Source organism: Leucobacter albus, from assembly GCF_039528015.1.
GTDB classification, from domain to species: domain Bacteria; phylum Actinomycetota; class Actinomycetes; order Actinomycetales; family Microbacteriaceae; genus Leucobacter; species Leucobacter albus.
The window spans coordinates 1-16,892 of record NZ_BAAAKZ010000003.1; the positions used below are offsets into that span (position 1 = coordinate 1).

Annotated in this window: 13 protein-coding genes and 1 tRNA gene; 9 read left to right on the forward strand and 5 right to left on the reverse strand. The window is 67.1% G+C overall.

Going from position 1 to position 16,892, the window contains the following annotated elements; translation table 11 throughout:
* Positions 1-193: 193 nt before the first annotated feature.
* The 3 genes from ABD115_RS03665 to ABD115_RS03675 form a co-directional block, all read right to left on the reverse strand.
* Positions 194-266 (reverse strand) — tRNA-Lys (locus ABD115_RS03665).
* 117 nt (positions 267-383) lie between these two features.
* On the reverse strand, positions 384-1,706 hold the full coding sequence (gene nhaA, locus ABD115_RS03670; protein ID WP_343958324.1) for a Na+/H+ antiporter NhaA: 1,323 nt from the start codon (positions 1,704-1,706) through the stop codon (positions 384-386).
* A 121-nt stretch (positions 1,707-1,827) separates the two neighbouring features.
* A complete protein-coding gene (locus ABD115_RS03675) occupies positions 1,828-2,040 on the reverse strand; it encodes a hypothetical protein (protein ID WP_343958326.1) in 213 nt (70 codons plus the stop codon).
* 165 nt (positions 2,041-2,205) lie between these two features.
* Here ABD115_RS03675 and ABD115_RS03680 point away from each other — a divergent pair, with 165 nt between their 5' ends.
* The 5 genes from ABD115_RS03680 (at position 2,206) to ilvC (ending at position 7,738) form a co-directional block, all read left to right on the forward strand.
* Positions 2,206-2,445, forward strand: a complete 240-nt coding sequence (locus ABD115_RS03680) for a hypothetical protein (RefSeq protein ID WP_343958328.1) — start codon at positions 2,206-2,208, stop codon at positions 2,443-2,445.
* 102 nt (positions 2,446-2,547) lie between these two features.
* Positions 2,548-4,251 carry a dihydroxy-acid dehydratase gene (gene ilvD, locus ABD115_RS03685; protein ID WP_343958330.1) on the forward strand — a complete coding sequence of 568 codons (1,704 nt, stop codon included), beginning with the start codon at positions 2,548-2,550 and terminating at the stop codon, positions 4,249-4,251.
* Between the two features lie 68 nt (positions 4,252-4,319).
* A complete protein-coding gene (locus ABD115_RS03690) occupies positions 4,320-6,122 on the forward strand; it encodes an acetolactate synthase large subunit (RefSeq protein WP_343958332.1) in 1,803 nt (600 codons plus the stop codon).
* Between the two features lie 2 nt (positions 6,123-6,124).
* The gene (gene ilvN / locus ABD115_RS03695) at positions 6,125-6,634 is read left to right on the forward strand and encodes an acetolactate synthase small subunit (RefSeq protein ID WP_343958334.1); all 510 of its coding nucleotides are present in this window, start codon (positions 6,125-6,127) and stop codon (positions 6,632-6,634) included.
* Between the two features lie 87 nt (positions 6,635-6,721).
* Positions 6,722-7,738 (forward strand): ketol-acid reductoisomerase, encoded by a 1,017-nt coding sequence (ilvC, locus tag ABD115_RS03700; protein ID WP_382389501.1) that lies wholly within the window; start codon positions 6,722-6,724, stop codon positions 7,736-7,738.
* A gap of 146 nt (positions 7,739-7,884) precedes the next feature.
* Here the strand turns inward: ilvC and hrpB are convergent, their stop codons facing one another.
* Together hrpB and ABD115_RS03710 are read right to left on the reverse strand one after the other, a co-directional pair.
* The gene (gene hrpB, locus ABD115_RS03705; RefSeq protein ID WP_343958338.1) at positions 7,885-10,557 is read right to left on the reverse strand and encodes an ATP-dependent helicase HrpB; all 2,673 of its coding nucleotides are present in this window, start codon (positions 10,555-10,557) and stop codon (positions 7,885-7,887) included.
* 168 nt (positions 10,558-10,725) lie between these two features.
* On the reverse strand, positions 10,726-11,667 hold the full coding sequence (locus ABD115_RS03710) for a hypothetical protein (RefSeq protein WP_343958340.1): 942 nt from the start codon (positions 11,665-11,667) through the stop codon (positions 10,726-10,728).
* A 106-nt stretch (positions 11,668-11,773) separates the two neighbouring features.
* Here ABD115_RS03710 and ABD115_RS03715 point away from each other — a divergent pair, with 106 nt between their 5' ends.
* From ABD115_RS03715 to ABD115_RS03730, 4 genes are all read left to right on the forward strand, one after another.
* Positions 11,774-12,259, forward strand: a complete 486-nt coding sequence (locus tag ABD115_RS03715; RefSeq protein WP_343958342.1) for a hypothetical protein — start codon at positions 11,774-11,776, stop codon at positions 12,257-12,259.
* The gene (locus ABD115_RS03720; RefSeq protein ID WP_343958344.1) at positions 12,256-12,552 is read left to right on the forward strand and encodes a hypothetical protein; all 297 of its coding nucleotides are present in this window, start codon (positions 12,256-12,258) and stop codon (positions 12,550-12,552) included. The genes ABD115_RS03715 and ABD115_RS03720 overlap by 4 nt, the downstream gene beginning before the upstream one ends.
* A gap of 125 nt (positions 12,553-12,677) precedes the next feature.
* Entirely contained in the window at positions 12,678-14,267 is a 1,590-nt protein-coding gene (gene serA, locus ABD115_RS03725; RefSeq protein ID WP_343959832.1) for a phosphoglycerate dehydrogenase, read from the forward strand.
* A 315-nt stretch (positions 14,268-14,582) separates the two neighbouring features.
* The gene (locus ABD115_RS03730; RefSeq protein WP_343958346.1) at positions 14,583-16,844 is read left to right on the forward strand and encodes a polyribonucleotide nucleotidyltransferase; all 2,262 of its coding nucleotides are present in this window, start codon (positions 14,583-14,585) and stop codon (positions 16,842-16,844) included.
* Positions 16,845-16,892 lie beyond the last annotated feature (48 nt).

Below are 16,892 nucleotides of genomic sequence, written 5' to 3' on the forward strand. Positions count from 1 at the left end.
TCCGCAGCGGTTGGGCAGGGAGAGGGTGAGACACGCCCAACGCCATCCACACGTTTTGGCCGATAGCCCTGATCTCGCGTCTGCGTGCTGGCGGCAGTGACGCGCGTGTCGACCAGCGGATCTGCCCGCCGCAGCGGCGGTGCGTTCGCTACCAAAAAAGCCCCGAGATCATGATGATCTCGGGGCTAATCTGTGCGCCCTCACGGGCTCGAACCGTGGACCCGCTGATTAAGAGTCAGCTGCTCTACCAACTGAGCTAAAGGCGCCTGTTGCGCTGTGCAACGGAGTTAACGATAGCACGCAAATTTTCATCGAATCAAATCGAGGGCCGAAACCGTGTATCCCGCGTGTGCCGCGGCGCCGCAGAAGCGGCGCCGCGGAGGCTAGGCCGCCGAGTCGTCTCCGACGACGAGGTTGGCCTGCGTGATCGGCTGCTTGGCGCGCTTGCGCGCACCGGGCATGAGCACGGCGGCCGCCACGACGACGGCGAGCAGCGATGCGACCATCACCGAGAGCCTGCCGGTGTCGATATCGCTGTGGTCGGTGAAGCTCAGCTCTGAAACGAGCATCGCAACCGTGAACCCAACACCGGCGAGCGCGCCGACGCCGATTACCTCGCGCCAGCGCACCGAGGTGCCGAGCGTCGCGCGGGTGAAACGGGTGAGCAGCCAGGTTGTGAGGGTGATGCCGAGAGGCTTGCCCACCACAAGGCCGAGGATGATGCCGATCGCAACCGGGTCGAACGGGAAGCGCGAGGCGCCGCCCAGCGACACCCCGGCGGCGAACAGCGCAAAGATGGGCACGGCGATGAACGCTGACAGCGGGTGGAACCGCGAGTTGAGGGTCTCAGCGACCTGACCGCCGCTCTTGCCGCGCACGGGCACGAGGAAGGCGAGCACGACGCCGGCGATTGTCGCGTGGATGCCCGAGTTGTAAAAGAGGGCCCACGTGATGATGCCGAGGGGGAGGAGGATCAGCCAGGCGCCCCAACGCGACTGTGCGAACCATTCGCCCTTCCATCGCATAAGGAGTGCGAAAACGAGCGCGGGCGCGACCGCGATGAGTAGCGGCATGAGGTTCACACCGTCGGTGTAGAACATCGCGATGATGGCGATCGCGATGAAGTCGTCGACCACGGCAAGGGTGAGCAGAAACATGCGCAGTGCGGGGTTGATGCGAGGCGCGATGAGGCCGAGCACGGCGACCGCGAATGCGATGTCGGTTGCGGTTGGGATCGCCCAGCCGTGCGTCGTGTCGCTGCCTGCGTTGACCGCGAGGTAGATCGCTGCCGGGAAGATCACGCCGCCAACGGCCGCTGCCACCGGCACGATCGCGGTGCGGGGCGAGCGTAGGTCGCCCTCGACGAACTCGCGCTTGAGCTCGAGGCCAACCATGAAGAAGAAGATCGCGAGCAGGCCGTCGGAGGCCCAGTGGCTCACGCTCATGTTGAGACCGAGCGACTCCGGGCCGAGCTTGAACTCGCGCAGCGAAAGGAACCACTCGGAGAGGGGGCTGTTGGCCGCTACAAACCCGAGGAGGGCTGCAATCATAATGATGAGGCCGCCGACAAACTCGCGCTTGAGTAGCCTGTTCACGCGAACGAGTTCGCGCCGGCTGACATACGCAAACAACCGGCGCCGCGGCCGCCGCTGACTGCGCGCGTTCGGGGCGTGTGGAATTGGTGTGGTGGGCGTTGGGCTCGTCATCGAAGGCTCCTCAGAGTGGGTTGGTCGAACTGAACGTCGACCAGACTTCCCGACACACCTAACCGCTGAAAACTATCGCACCTTGCCCCGGGCTGGCAAGTGGCGCCGGGCAATCCGAAAACTAATCGAGATCGAGCTCCGCGTCGCGCTCCTGCATAGCCACGCTGCCGATCGCGAGCACAAGGCCGGCGACCCAGACGCCCCACACGATGAAACGCCGCCAGTCGCGGGGCATCGTGCTCGTTCGCCGTGCGGTTGAGACGACACCGGCGGCGGCTCCGAGCACACCGATGTTGGTGAGGTACTTGCCGATCTCAATGCGTTGCCGAGCCAAATGACACCTCCGGGAGAGTTGCGTTGCGTTTCGGGGCTCATCAGAACCCCGATTCCACCCTACTGCGTGGGGGTGCCCAGTGGGCTTCGACGCCCCGCTAGGCTACGCTGGAGAGCAATTGCGCACGCACGCGCGAAAAAGCGTTGAACACGGAGGAATAGAGACATGGCAAAGCAGGGCGAGCAGCTGTTCGAAGAGAGCTCACAGGGCTCGGTTAGCGCTATCACCGCGGTCGTCTTCGTGCTGTCATTTGCGCTCGCAATGGGCGGCATCGTGCTCGCGAGCTACGGCTTCAACCCCTCGCTCGGGGCAACGACCGAGCTCTTCCTGTTCGCCGGGGGCCTCGTGCTTTCGGTGATCGGCTTCGTTCTGCCGTTTACCATTCTGCCGAAGCTCGGCAAGTAGCAGCGCTCGCTGCCGCGCTGTGGGCGCCCCGGTCACTGACCGGGGCGCCCACAGTCGTTGTACGTCACGGCAGCGGAATCTCCCAAGGCGTAGGATGAACGCATGGCAGAGAAGGCAGCAATCGATATGAAGCCGCGCAGTCGCGACGTTACCGACGGCATTGAGAAGGCCGCTGCCCGCGGCATGCTTCGCGCTGTCGGCATGGGCGACGAAGACTGGGACAAGCCCCAGATCGGCATCGCGAGTTCGTGGAACGAGATTACGCCGTGCAACCTGAGCCTCGACCGGCTCGCGCAGGGCGCGAAAGAGGGCGTGCACTCGGGCGGCGGCTACCCGCTGCAGTTCGGCACGGTGTCGGTCTCTGACGGCATCTCGATGGGCCACGAGGGCATGCACTTCTCACTCGTCTCGCGCGAGGTGATCGCAGACTCCGTCGAGACCGTCATGATGGCGGAGCGCCTCGACGGCTCGGTGCTGCTCGCGGGCTGCGACAAGTCGCTGCCAGGCATGCTCATGGCTGCGGCCCGCCTCGACCTCGCGTCGGTGTTTCTCTACGCGGGCTCCGTTGCCCCCGGCTGGGTAAAGCTCACCGACGGCACGGAAAAAGAAGTCACCATCATCGACGCCTTCGAGGCTGTCGGTGCCTGCAAAGCCGGCACGATGAGCGAGGAAGACCTGAAGCGCATCGAGTGCGCGATCGTGCCGGGCGAGGGAGCCTGCGGTGGCATGTACACCGCGAACACGATGGCCTCGATCGCTGAGGCCCTCGGCATGAGTCTCCCCGGCTCGGCCGCGCCGCCCTCGTACGACCGCCGCCGCGACTACTTCGCGCACCGCTCGGGCGAGGCCGTCGTGAACATGATCGCGAAGGGCATCACCGCCCGCGATATTCTCACCAAGAAGGCGTTCGAGAATGCGATCACGCTGCTCATGGCCTACGGTGGCTCCACGAACGCGGTGCTCCACCTGCTCGCGATCGCGCGCGAGGCCGAGGTCGATCTCACGCTCGCCGACTTCAATCGCATCGGCGCGAAGGTTCCGCACCTGGCAGACATGAAGCCCTTCGGCAAGTATGTGATGGCCGACATCGATCGACAGGGCGGCGTTCCCGTTGTGCTGAAGGCGCTGCTCGACGCCGGCCTGCTGCACGGCGATGCGCTCACGGTCACGGGCAAGACAATGGCCGAGAACCTCGCAGAGCTCAACCCCGATCCGATCGACGGTGAGGTCATTCACCAGCTCGACGACCCGATTCACGAGACCGGCGGCATCACCATTCTCCACGGCTCGCTCGCGCCCGAGGGCGCCGTCGTGAAGACCGCCGGCTTCGACGCCGAAGTGTTTGAGGGCCCGGCTCGCGTTTTCCAGCGCGAGCGCGCGGCGATGGACGCGCTCACCGAGGGCAAGATCGGCAAGGGCGATATTGTCGTGATTCGCTACGAGGGCCCCAAGGGCGGGCCGGGCATGCGCGAGATGCTTGCGATCACTGGCGCGATCAAGGGCGCGGGGCTCGGCAAAGATGTACTACTATTGACAGACGGCAGATTCTCAGGCGGCACAACCGGCCTGTGTATCGGCCACATTGCGCCTGAGGCCTCGGATGGAGGCCCAGTAGCGCTCGTGCACGACGGTGACCTGATACGGGTTGATATCGCGGCACAGACGCTCGATCTGCTGGTAGACCCCGCTGAGCTTGAGGCCCGACGTGCGAACTGGGCCCCGCTGCCCCCGCGGTACACGCGCGGCGTGCTCGCGAAGTACGCGAAGCTCGTGCATTCGGCATCTGAAGGTGCCATCACCGGCTAGGCCCCGGTTGCGTTATGCCTCGATCAATCCGCGATTCGCGAATCAACTCTTACCGTAAGAAAGAAAACATGACTCTGGAGTCGAACGCTCTTCCACGTCACACCGGCGAGCCGCCAGCGCGCGGCGAACGCATGACCGGCGCCATGGCTGTCGTCCGCAGCCTCGACGCGCTCGGGGTCACCGATGTCTTCGGCCTCCCCGGGGGCGCAGTCTTGCCGCTCTACGACACCCTCATGGGTGATGAACACCTGCGCCACGTCCTCGTGCGCCACGAGCAGGGCGGCGGTCACGCCGCCGAGGGGTACGCTGCTGCGTCGGGCAAGGTCGGTGTCGCCATCGCGACCTCTGGCCCCGGTGCGACAAACCTCGTTACCGCCATTGCCGATGCCTACATGGATTCCGTGCCGCTGCTCGCAATCACCGGCCAGGTCTTCTCCCATCTCATGGGAACAGACGCCTTCCAAGAGGCCGACATCATGGGCATCACGATGCCCATCACGAAGCACTCGTTCCTCGTGAAGACGGCCGCCGAGGTGCCCGCGGCGATCGCCGCCGCCTACCACCTCGCGTCGACCGGCCGACCGGGCCCGGTGCTTGTCGACATCACGAAAGACGCCCAGGAGGGCGAACTCGATTTCGTGTGGGATCCGCGGGTAGATCTGCCTGGTTACCGCCCCATCACGAAGGCGAACAGCAAGCAGATTCAAGCCGCTGCCGAGCTCATCGCCGAGGCCGAGCGCCCCGTCTTCTACGTCGGCGGCGGCGTCAACCGCGCCGGAGCGGCCGAGGAGCTGCTGCAGCTCGCAGAGCTTGTCGGTGCGCCGGTCGTGACGACGCTGATGGCGCGCGGCGTCTTCCCCGACTCGCACCCGCAGCACCTGGGCATGCCCGGCATGCACGGAACCGTTCCCGCGGTGCTCGCGCTCCAAGAATCAGACCTGCTCATCACCCTCGGCGCCCGGTTCGACGACCGCGTGACGGGCAAGGCGGCGTTGTTCGCACCAGACGCTAAGGTGATCCACGCCGACATCGACCCGGCAGAGATCGGTAAGATCCGCGCGGCCGATGTGCCGATCGTCGGTGACGCCGCCGAGGTTATTTCCGACCTCATCGCGGCGGTCTCGACCGCGAAGCTCGGCCGAGACTTCGCCGACATGACTGCGTGGTGGCAGCGCCTGCGCGGGCTGCAAGAGACCTACCCGCTCGGCTACGCAGAGACGAGCGACGGGCTGCTCTCGCCGCAGCGCGTCATCCAGCGCATCGGCGAGCTGACCGGCCCCGAGGGTGTCTACGCCGCGGGCGTCGGCCAGCACCAGATGTGGGCCGCGCAGTTCATCAAGTACGAGCGCCCGAACTCGTGGCTGAACTCCGGTGGCGCGGGCACCATGGGCTACGCGGTTCCCGCGGCCATGGGGGCGAAGGTCGCCGAGCCCGAGCGTGTCGTGTGGGCGATCGATGGTGACGGCTGCTTCCAGATGACGAACCAGGAGCTTGCGACCTGTGTGGTGAACAACATTCCCATCAAGGTCGCAGTGATCAACAACTCCTCGCTCGGCATGGTGCGCCAGTGGCAGACCCTCATCTACGACGGCCGCTACTCGAACACCGAGCTCAACACCGGGCACGGCTCGCAGCGGGTTCCCGACTTCGTGAAGCTGGGGGAGGCCTACGGTTGCCTCGCGATCCGGGTCGAGAAAGAAGAAGACATCGACTCAGCAATTAAGCTTGCGCTCGAGACGAACGACCGCCCCGTGGTGATCGACTTCGTCGTGAGCGCCGACGCGATGGTCTGGCCGATGGTGCGTCAGGGCACCTCGAACAGCGATGTCCAGTATGCCCTTGAGCAAGCCCCCGAGTGGGAGGAAGAGTAATCATGGCTCGTCACGTACTCAGCCTCCTTGTCGAAGACAAGCCGGGCCTGTTGACCCGCGTCGCCGGGCTGTTCGCCCGCCGCGGGTTCAACATCGAATCTCTCGCGGTCGGCCCGACCGAAATGGATGGACTTTCACGGATCACCGTCGTCGTAGACGAAGACGAGGTGCTCCTTGAACAGGTGACGAAGCAGCTGAACAAGCTCGTGAACGTCATCAAAATCGTCGAACTCGACTCGAGCAACTCGGTGCAGCGCGAGCATGTGCTGATTAAGGTGCGCGCGGACAACCAAACCCGCTCGCACGTGCTCGAGGCCGTGAGCCTCTTCCGGGCTCGCGTTGTCGATGTCGTGCCCGAGGCCCTCACCATTGAGGTCACGGGAGATTCCGGGAAGATCGAGGCATTCTTGCGGGTGCTCGAACCCTACGGAATCAAGGAGATTGCGCAGTCGGGGCTCATCGCAATGGGTCGCGGATCGAAGTCGATTTCCGAGCGCGTATTTAAGGTCTAGTGACGGTCGACGGGCTGATCGCCCGATCGCCGCAAGGCCTGCAAGTTTTACAAACCACACAACAAAGGAGAACGCCCAGTGGCTGAAATGTACTACGACAGCGATGCCGATCTGTCGATCATTCAGGGCAAGAAGGTTGCCATCGTCGGTTATGGATCGCAGGGGCACGCGCACGCGATGAACCTCCGCGACTCGGGCGTCGAGGTCGTTATTGCGCTGAAGGAAGGGTCCAAGTCGATCCAGAAGGCCGAGGAGGCCGGCTTCACCGTCAAGAACGTGGCAGACGCGGCCGAGTGGGCTGATGTCATCATGCTGCTCGCACCCGACCAGCACCAGCGCGGCATTTACAACGACCACGTGGCGCAGCACATGACCGAGGGCAAGACGCTCGCCTTCGCTCACGGCTTCAACATTCGCTACGGCTACATCGAGGCTCCCGCGGGCGTCGACGTCATTCTCGTTGCCCCGAAGGCTCCCGGCCACACTGTGCGCCGCGAGTTCGAGGCCGGCCGCGGCATCCCCGACATCATCGCCGTCGAGGTCGACGCGTCGGGCAGCGCCTGGGAGACCGCGAAGTCGTACGCGAAGGCAATCGGCGGCACCCGCGCCGGCGTCATCAAGACGACCTTCACCGAGGAGACCGAGACCGACCTCTTCGGCGAGCAGGCAGTGCTCTGCGGTGGCATGAGCCACCTCGTGCAGGCCGGCTTTGAGACCCTCACCGAGGCCGGCTACCAGCCCGAGATCGCCTACTTCGAGGTGCTTCACGAGCTCAAGCTCATCGTTGACCTCATGTGGGAGGGCGGCATCGCCAAGCAGCGCTGGTCGATCTCCGACACCGCCGAGTACGGCGACTACGTCTCGGGCCCCCGCATCGTTGATGCTGGTGTCAAGGAGCGCATGCAGGGCGTGCTGAAGGACATCCAGGACGGCACCTTCGCGAAGCGCTTCATCGAGGATCAGGACGCGGGCGCGCCCGAGTTCACCGCACTCCGCGAGAAGGAGGAGTCGCACCCGATCGAGAAGACCGGCGTCGAGCTCCGCAAGCTCTTCGCATGGCAGCAGCAGGATTCGGACTACGTCGACGGCAGCGCTGCGCGCTAGCGACGACTGTGCTAACGGCCTGTGGCCCCCACCCGCTCAGCGGGCGGGGGCCACAGGCCGTTTTGCAACCACGGGCCCCGAAGTAGGTGTCAGTTTGCCCCAAACCTGGGGCAAACTGACACGGAGCTGGGCCCCTACCGGGCGCTTCACCCGCCGAGCGCCCGCTTCGTGCGCGCAGTCGCCTGCGCTGTCCACGGATCCTCTGGCCAGGGGTGCTTCGGGTATTTGCCGCGCATCTCGCGCCGCACCTGCTGGTAGGGCCCGTTCCAGAACGACTCGAGGTCGTCTGTGACGGCCAGTGGGCGGCGGGCGGGGGAGAGGAGATGGAACAGCACGGGCACGCGCCCCGCGACGAGCCGCGGCGTCGCGCTGAGCCCGAACAGCTCCTGCAGCTTGACGGCGACGATGGGGCGGCCCTCGCTGCCGGTGACCGCGCCGTAGTCGATCGTGACCTGTGAACCTGATGGCACCGCGAGCCGCTCGGGAACGAGCTCGTCGAGACGGCTCGCTTCGGGCCAGGGGAGCATTCGCCGCAGCGCCGTTGCGAGATCGAGGGTCGTGAGCGAGGCCGTCGGAGCGAGGCGGGCGAGGTCGGGGCCGAGCCAGTCGTCGAGCGTCTCGACGAGTTCGGCGTCGGAGACGTCGGGCCATGGTGCCCCGAGCTCTCGGTGCAGCAGTGAGAGCCGCGAGCGCAGGGCTGCCGCGTTCTCGCTCCAGCGGAGACCTGCGAGGCCGGTGTCGCGCAGGTGGGCAGCGAACGCCGGGCCGGTGTCGTCGCTCCTGGCGCGCGCCGGCTGCGAGGAGAGCACGATAGCGCCGAGCCGCTGCTCCTCGCGCACGCGAACGCGCCCGCCCTCGATCGACGCGGCGCGCGACTCGCTGCGCAGGGCCGCTCCGACCTCGAGCGCTTCGGCCTCGCTGAGCTGCGCCGCGAGGCGGATGACGGCGCCGGTGCCGTCGGCGGCCCGCCCCTCGGCCCGCTGCACCTCGCGCACGGCGATCCACTCGTGCGCGGTCAGGGGGCTGCCCTCTGGCAGCGCCGCGCGGGTGCCGCTCGCGAACTGGTAGCTGCGGGCGTGCGGGCCGGTGCGCCTGGCGATCCACTCGGGCCTGGCGAGCGCCGTGATGCGGCCTGCAGTGCGCTGGGAGGGGCCGGCACCGCGCGAGGCGGGGCGTACGTCGGTGCCCGCGGATCCGCCCCCAGCGCCGTCACCAGCACCCTCGCGGTCACCGGTGACAATTCGCGCGAGCCGATCGCGCTCCCGCCGCCAGCGCTCGGCCCCGGGGGCGCGCCCCGTGTTGAGCTCCCTGACGAGCCCTCCGAGGTCGCCGTCTGGCGCCCGGAAATCGCCTGAGAAGGCGGCAACGATCGCCGCCGTTGCCGCCGGGTCGCCCGTGTGCGCGGCTCCCTCGAGCAGCGCACGCGCCTCGCGCACGCCGACCGGTAGCGCGGCGACTCGGCGGCCGAGCGCGGTCGTGCGGCCGGCCGCGTCGACGAGTTCGAGCGTCGCCAGCGTCGCGGTGGCCGCCGAGATCGCCGCGGCGGGCGGTGGCGTGAGCAGCCGCAGCCCTGCGCCGCCCGGGGTGCCCCACGCCGCGAGCAGCAACGCGGTGTCGGTGAGATCGGCCGAGAGAATTTCGGGGGTCGCCGCCGCGGGCATGCGCGCGAAGTCGGTTGCCGAGTAGGCGCGGATCGTGCGCCCGGGCCCCTGACGGGCCGCGCGCCCGGAACGCTGCTCCGCGCTTGCGCGTGAGGCGCTGACCGTGACAAGGCCAGCCATGTCGCGCGCGCGATCGCGCCTGAGTTCGCGCGAGAGGCCCGCGTCGATGACGAGCCGCACGCCGGGCACGGTGAGCGAGCTTTCGGCGAGCGCGGTGCTCACCACGATGCGGGGCGGATCCCCGGCTTGTCTGCCAGACACAGCCCTATCCTGCTCCCTCGCGGCCAGCCGGCCGTGCAGCGTCAGCACCTCGACGCTCGGGCCCCCGCGCTCGGCGAGCAGCGTGCGGGCTCGGCGGGCGACCTCATCGACATCGCGTGCAGAGGGCACAAACACGAGGGCGTCGTGCTCGGAGCGTGCCTGCTCGGAGACGGCGAGCTCCGCGATGTGCCCGAGAAACTCGCGAGTGACGCCGCGCTGGTCGAGCCGGGTGCCGGGGCCTGGCGCGTACTCAACTGTGAGGGGGTGAAGGGCAGCTGGCACGTCTACGACCGCGGCCCCGAGTAGCTCGGCGAGCGCCGACGACTCGAGCGTTGCCGACATCGCGACAACGAGGAGGTCTGGCCTGAGCTCGCGGGCCTCGGCGAGCATGCCGAGCAGCACGTCGCTGTCGACGGAGCGCTCGTGCACCTCATCGAGAATGACGGCGCCGACCCCGTCGAGGCCGGGGTCGGTGAGCAGCCGTCGCAGCAGCACTCCGGGGGTGAGCGCCTCGATGAGCGTGTCGGGGCCCACCCTGCGCTCACCGCGCACCGTGAATCCGACCGGCCCGCCGAGCGCGCTGCCGTCGAGCGCAGCGATACGCCGCGCCGCGGCGCGCACAGCCACGCGGCGCGGTTGGCTGAGCAGTGTGCGCGCCGGCCGCTCTCCGCGCTCTGCCCGGCTGTCCTCGGGCCGCGCCCCGGCAGAGGCCGAGACCGCGCTGCGCTCGGCAAGCACCGCCGCGACGAGGGCTGGCACGTAGGTCGTCTTTCCGCTGCCAGGGGGAGCGGTGATGACCGCGGCGCCCGTCTGCACGGCGGCCTCGATGAGCGCGTGCGATGCCGCTACGGGAAGCCCAGCGCCGATCGCGGCGAGGTCGAAACGGTGCGTGCTCATCAGTTCATCTTAGAAGGGCCGGCGCAATCGCAGCGGCAGCATAACGACGGGTGGCCCCCGGAAGTATCACCGGAGGCCACCCGTCGTGCGACGTGGGCGCTGAGGCGCCGCGAGCTGCTAGGCGCCGCGAGCCGCTAGGCGGCGCGAGCCGTTAGGCGGCGCGAGCCGCTAGGCGGCGGGTGCCGCGTCAGCGATCTCGATCGGTGCGTCGGCGGGGTTTGCCCAGACCGGCGCGGGGAGCGTGACACCGGTCGCGCCGCCCTGAATCTCCTTCAGCGCGGCCTCGATGGCCTGCGCGTTCTCTGGCACGTTGAGCCCGCATGCCCTGAGCTCGCTCGCGAATTTCAGCGTCAGGCGGTTCTTGTTCGCCTCGATCGCTTCTGCGGTGGTGCCGAAGCGCTTGTCGCTGCCGGTCTGAATGTCCGGGACGTTTTCGCACACGTGGTAGACGGAGCCGCCGTCGACCCAGACGACCTGGTCTTGCCCGAGGAGCTGGATGACAGCTGACTGGTCGGCGTTGTATTTTTCGACGGAGGCGGGGTTGTAGTCGATACCGAGGGCGGTAGCGGCGAGCGCGAGCACGATGCCGATCGCGCCGGCGATGCCCTTCTGCTTGCCGTCCATGTCTTTGTTCGTGAAGATCAGAATGATGAGCGGCAGGAATGCAATGATGGCGATGATCGCACCCAGCTGGTTCTGCACAAAGAACCGCACCCTGTCAGCCTGGCGGGCCGGGTCGAGGCGGTTCGCCTTCTTCCAGAGCATCGAGCCGGTGATTGCGAGCGCGGCGATAACGACGAGCGCGATGATGAGCGTGACGAACGCCCACTGCGGGAACGTCGCCGTTGCACCCTGCGCCTCGAGCAGGCCGGTGTCGGCGTCGCGCACGAGCGTGCCGTCTTCGCCAACGAACTCGCGCTGGCGCAGCAGCCAGAAGATTGAGACCGCCTCGAGTGCGATGGCGACGGCCCAGAGGGCGACGGCGATCCAACGGAACCTCGTGGCCGTGGCCTTGGCGGCCGCAGTGGGGGCCCACGTTGGCTCGTTCGTCGCGGGGGCGTCTGCTGCGGCCGCGGCCTTGCCCGACTGCTTCTTGCTGGATTCAACCACGGTGCTGTATTCCTTTGTAGCGATTTCTATGAAGTCGCTTTAAGTGTAGTCGCGGCGCTGGCCCGTTCCCAGAAGTCTGTTGTTGAATCTCGGTAACATTATGAGCATGCGAACCGGAAGTGGTGGGGAGCGCGAGAGCGCCCTGCAGAGTGGGTGGACCGTCGAGGCGCCGCCAGAGAGCGTTGAACCGGCCGCGCCGGTTCAACCGGTCGACCCGGTTGCGGCGCTGTCGCCCGAGGGCGAGTTAGCTGACGACGCCGAAGCGGCGGCCGGCCCAGCCCAGATGGGCAGCCTCACGGTCGTGCTGCTTGGCCTGACCGGCGGGCTGTTTCTGCTCTTTGCCTGGGTATGGATGAGCTGGGCGCAGTATTACTCCGGCGTGAACGCCGCCACGGTTGCGGGGAGCGGATCGATCGGCGGCGCGCTGCAGCAGATCGTGTTCTGGATTGCGCCGCTCGCACCCGTCTTCTGGTTTCTGTCTGCGCTTGTGCTCGCCAGAAAGCGCACGAGGGTACTCGTCGCGGCGCTCGTCATTGGGCTTGTTGTGACGTTCCCGCTGCCGATGGTCTTCTCGAGCGGAGCGGCACTGTGAGCGCGAGGGTGGTATCGGCGTGGGTCGTCGCAGTCGGGGTGCTCGGGCTCTATGCCTATGCGGTGGCCGCTGGCATTGGCAACCTCGTGGGCATGTCGACGTTTCTCGGAGACGTGCTCGGGCCGCTGCCGTGGGCACTGCTCGGGCTGACGGTCGTAGCGCCGATCGTGGCGCTCGTCGTCGCGTTGATCCTCGCCCGCGGCCGCACGGCGTGGGTGCGCGTGCTGCTGCTCGCCACAGGGCTGTGCGTCGCGGCTGCGGTGCAGCTCGAGATCATGCACCTCATGTCGTAGCGGCCGGTTTTTGGGTGCCGAGCGCCCGCCGCATGCATGCTCGGGGTTGCCCTGGCCATTAGACTGATGGTTCTGCGCTTACGCGTAGCAATTGTGACGCTTCAACTATGCCGAAGGAACCACTCGTGACAAAGCCGGTCGTGCTGATCGCCGAAGAACTTTCGTCCGCCACTATCGCTGCCCTCGGGCCGGATTTCGACGTTCGCAACGTCGACGGCACCGACCGCGACGCGCTGCGCTCGGCGCTGTCGACCGCCGACGCCGTGCTCGTGCGATCGGCAACGCAGCTCGATAGCGAGGCCATCGGTTGGTCGCCGAACCTGAAGGTGATTGCCCGCGCCGGCGTCGGCCTCGACAACGTCGACATCAAGGCCGCAACGCAGGCTGGTGTCATGGTCGTGAACGCGCCGACCTCGAACATCATCAGCGCCGCCGAGCTCACCGTCGCCCACATCCTTGGCCTCGCTCGCCACCTGCCGCGTGCGCACGGGTCGCTCTCGGCCGGCGAGTGGAAGCGCTCGTCTTACACCGGCACCGAGCTCTACGAGAAAACCGTCGGCATCATCGGCCTCGGTCGCATCGGCGCGCTCGTCGCCGAGCGACTGCGCCCGTTCGGCGTCGAGCTCATCGCCTTCGACCCCTACGTGACCGCACCCCGCGCCCAGCAGCTCGGCGTGCAGCTCGTGTCGCTCGAGGAGCTCGTCGAGCGCGCCGACTTCCTCACCATCCACATGCCGCGCACGCCCGAGACCCTCGGAATGATCGGCGCCGAGCAGCTCAAGGCGATGAAGTCGACGGCGTACGTCGTCAACGTCGCCCGCGGCGGCCTCATCGACGAGGCGGCGCTGGCCGAGGCGCTGACGGCCGGCGAGATCGCGGGCGCAGCGCTCGACGTGTTCGTGCAGGAGCCCCCGGCCGACAACTCGCTGACCGGCCTGCCGAACGTCAATGTGACGCCGCACCTCGGCGCATCGACCGCAGAGGCGCAGGAGAAGGCTGGCGTCGCCGTCGCGAAGTCGGTGCGGCTCGCGCTCGCCGGCGACCTCGTCCCCGACGCAGTGAACGTCGCCGGTGCGGGCATCGACGAGTACGTTCGGCCAGGCCTGCCCCTCACCGAGAAGCTCGGCCAGGTCTTCGCGGGTCTCGCAGCCGGCCCGCTGGCGTCGATCGACATCGAGGTGCACGGCGAACTCGCCGAGCACCGCGTCGAGGCGCTCCGACTCGCGGCGCTCAAGGGAGTCTTCTCGAAGATCGTCTCCGACCCGGTTTCGTACGTGAACGCTCCGCTGCTCGCCGAGCAGCGCAATGTCGAGGTCCGCTTCTCGGCAGACGCCGTCGCCGAGAGCTTCCGTAACATCATCACGATTCGCGGCTCGCTCACCGACGGCACGCAGCTCTCCGTCTCCGGTACCCTCACCGGCCCGAAGCAAATCGAGAAGCTCATCGAGGTGAACGGCTACGACGTCGAACTCCCGCTCACCGAGCACCTGCTCGTGCTCAGCTACACCGACCGCCCTGGCATCGTCGCGACGCTCGGCGGCAAGCTCGGTGACGCCGGCATCAACATCGCGAGTATGCAGATCGCGCGCGACGAGAAGCGCGGCATGGCGCTCTCGGTGCTGACGATTGATTCGCCGCTCGCCGAGGAGCTCGTCGACGCGCTCGCAGAATCGATCGGCGCCGAGTCGGCGCGCGCGGTCGTCATCGACGCGTAACTCACCGCACGGAGGGGCCGGGAGCGAAATCGTTCGCCCCGGCCCCTTCTGCGTGCCGGTGAGCCTCTCGCTGGGGCGCTCACGGGAGCGCTCCGCCCGTTTTGAGGGGCCCGGTGCTATCCTGTGAGAGCGGGCACATGCCCGCGTCAATGTTGAATCGAGCCCGTCGGTGGGTGGGCTGGTCTTCGGTGGTGGATCCCCCTGAATCTTTCGCCAGGGTGGTCGTCTACTGAACATCAGCTCCGGATCGCACAGCGCCAGCGCAATCAGCGCTTCCGGACTGCCCCCGCGCGCTCACGTATGTAAGGAGTACCCGTGGAGGGTCCTGAAATCAAGTTCGCCGAGGCCGTTCTCGACAACGGCAAGTTCGGTAAGCGCACCATTCGTTTCGAGGCCGGCCGCCTCGCGCAGCAGGCACAGGGTGCCGTTGCTGCATACCTCGACGAGGAGACGATGCTCCTCTCGGCCACGAGCGCATCGAAGCAGCCGAAGGATCACTTCGACTTCTTCCCGCTCACCGTTGACGTCGAAGAGCGCTCGTACGCCGCCGGCAAGATCCCCGGCTCGTTCTTCCGCCGCGAGGGCCGCCCCTCGACCGAGGCTATCCTCGTCTGCCGTCTCATCGACCGCCCGCTGCGCCCGTCGTTCGTCGACGGGCTGCGTAACGAGGTGCAGATCGTCGTGACCGTGCTGTCGATCGCTCCCGGCGAGTTCTACGACGCGCTCGCGATCAACGCTGCATCGATGTCGACCCAGATCTCGGGCCTGCCGTTCTCGGGCCCGATCGCAGGCGTGCGCCTCGCGCTCATCGGCGACCAGTGGGTTGCGTTCCCGAACGTTGAGCAGCTGAAGGACGCGGTCTTCGACCTCATGGTTGCAGGCCGCGTCGTCACCAAGGCTGACGGCACCGAAGACGTCGCAATCATGATGGTTGAGGCCGAGGCTACCGAGGATTCGTGGAACCTCATCAAGGGTGGCGCGACGCGCCCCGACGAGGCGATCGTCGCACAGGGCCTCGAGGCAGCAAAGCCGTTCCTCACCGCGCTTGTGAAGGCGCAGGAGGAGCTCGCGACGCAGTCGGCAAAGGAAGTTCAGGAATACCCCGTGTTCCTGCCCTACACCGATGAGGTCTACGCAGCGGTTGAGGCACTCGCCGAGACCGAGCTTGCAAAGATCTACCAGGTCGCCGACAAGGTCGAGCGCCAGAACGCAGACGACGCGCTGAAGGCGAGCGTCAAGGAGGCAATCGCGGCGAAGGTTGCCGCCGGTGAGCTGCCAGCTGAGGCAGAGGGCCAGGTCTCTGGCGCGTACAAGTCGGTCACGAAGAAGGTTGTTCGCGGCCGTATTCTCACCGAGGGCGCTCGCATCGACGGTCGTGGGCTGCGCGACATCCGTGCGCTCGACGCAGAGGTGCAGGTCATTCCGCGCGTGCACGGCTCGGCGATCTTCCAGCGCGGCGAGACCCAGATCATGGGCGTCACCACGCTGAACATGCTGAAGATGGAGCAGCAGATCGACTCGCTCTCGCCCATCACGAGCAAGCGCTACATGCACCACTACAACTTCCCGCCCTACTCGACCGGTGAGACCGGCCGTGTCGGCAGCCCGAAGCGCCGCGAGATCGGCCACGGCTTCCTCGCTGAGCGCGCGCTCGTTCCCGTGCTGCCCGCACGCGACGAGTTCCCGTACGCGATCCGCCAGGTCTCCGAGGCCCTGAGCTCGAACGGCTCGACCTCGATGGGCTCGGTCTGCGCATCGACCCTGTCGCTGCTCAACGCCGGTGTGCCGCTGCGCGCCGCTGTCGCGGGCATCGCGATGGGCCTCGTGTCTGACACCGTGAACGGCGAGACGCAGTACGCGACCCTCACCGACATTCTCGGTGCGGAAGACGCGCTCGGCGATATGGACTTCAAGGTCGCAGGTACCTCGGAGTTCATCACCGCGCTGCAGCTCGACACCAAGCTCGACGGCATCCCGTCTGACGTGCTCGTCGGCGCTCTCGCGCAGGCGAAGGAGGCTCGCACCGCGATCCTCGACGTCATGGATCAGGCGATCGACGCTCCCGACGAGATGGCGCCGACCGCGCCGCGCGTCATCAGCGTGCAGATCCCGGTCGACAAGATCGGTGAGCTCATCGGCCCCAAGGGCAAGACCATCAACGGTATCCAAGACGAGACCGGCGCTGACATCTCGATCGACGACGACGGCACCGTCTACATCGGCGCTGTCGACGGCCCCTCGGCCGAGGCTGCCCGCCTGCAGGTCAACGCCATCGCGAACCCGCAGAACCCCGAGGTCGGCGAGCAGTACCTCGGTACTGTCGTGAAGAACGCCGCCTTCGGCGCGTTCGTCTCGCTACTCCCGGGCAAGGACGGCCTGCTGCACATCTCCGAGGTGCGCAAGCTCGTCGGCGGCAAGCGCATCGAGTCGGTTGATGAGGTGCTGTCGGTCGGTCAGAAGATCCTCGTGAAGATCACGAAGGTCGACGATCGCGGCAAGCTCTCGCTCGAGCCCGTCATCGAAGAGGCCGCTGCTGAGGCTCCGGCCGAGGTAGCCGCTGAGGCCGACGCCGAGTAACTCGCGTAGACACACGAAGCGCCCGTCGCTCCCGAGAGGGATGCGGCG